Genomic DNA, 991 nt, shown 5'->3' with positions numbered 1-991 from the left:
GCACCCTGATTACGCACATCACCGGCCGCCACAATCTGCACCGAGCCTGGGGCGTTGAGTTCGCCCGTGATGGTGATGTCGTGGGCAGACAAGGTAAATAAATTGGCCGCCTGCGGGGTTTTAAAGGCCGCATCGATCAACAGGCTAGCGTTGTTTTTAAAGCTCAGGCTGGCAGTGTTTTGCGAGCTGATCAGGGCACTGTTCTGGTAGCTGCCAAGCGTAAGGGACAGGTCGTTGCCGGCCAGCAGTTCACTGGCCGAAGCAGTAAACGAAAGGGCATCAATGGCGAGGTTGTTGCTGGCCTGGATCGAGGCTTGGGTTTCGCTGTAAAAGGCGTTTTGCGCGGTTAGCTCAATATCGCTACCCAGAATCCGGGCCCTGCCGCGGTTGCGGATATCCCTGGCTTTTACGCGAATGGTCTCGCCTGCCACTACACCGCCAGCGGTGTTTTCGACGAGGCTGCCGGACTCAATGGTTAGCGTTTCACCCGCCGCCAATGTCGCGCCGATGTTAAGCACAGACCCTTTAACATCAACACGTAGCGCGTTATCGGCGACCACCTGGGCCGATGCCTGATTGGTCAGGCTGCCGCCCTTGAGTGTCAGGGTAGCGGCCGCCAGGGTGGCCGCGTCATTGAGCACATGCCCGCGCAACTCGATGTTCAACCCCGCGTCCGCCACTATCTGCGCAGCCGCTTTGTTACCCAGGCTGGCTGCAGTCAGATTGATCGTGGTGGCGGCAAGGGTGGCGGCGTCGTTGAGCAGTGCGCCCACCACCTCCAGGGTCAGCGTGGTTTGCGCATATATTCCGCTGCCGCTTTGATTGGTAAGCGTGTCGCTAACGCGCAACTGCGCCGTGTCGCTGCCGTAAAACGTACCGCCATTGCGGTTGTCCACCTGCTTGGCAGTCACCGTCAGGGTTTTACCCCGCACCAGGCCTGCGTTATTGCTCAGGCTTTGGGTGTTGATGGCCAGGGTTTGGCCGGCCTGGA

The 991-nt window shown here is 59.5% G+C and carries 1 protein-coding gene; it reads right to left on the bottom strand.

Annotated elements, in window-relative coordinates; genetic code table 11:
* Positions 1–991: hypothetical protein (locus PKE98_RS26915; RefSeq protein ID WP_271198560.1), on the bottom strand; the 991-nt coding region annotated here is incomplete at both ends.

The organism is Pseudomonas turukhanskensis, from assembly GCF_027922365.1.
In the GTDB taxonomy this organism is placed as follows: domain Bacteria; phylum Pseudomonadota; class Gammaproteobacteria; order Pseudomonadales; family Pseudomonadaceae; genus Aquipseudomonas; species Aquipseudomonas turukhanskensis.
This window is presented reverse-complemented; position numbering and strand designations above follow the sequence as displayed.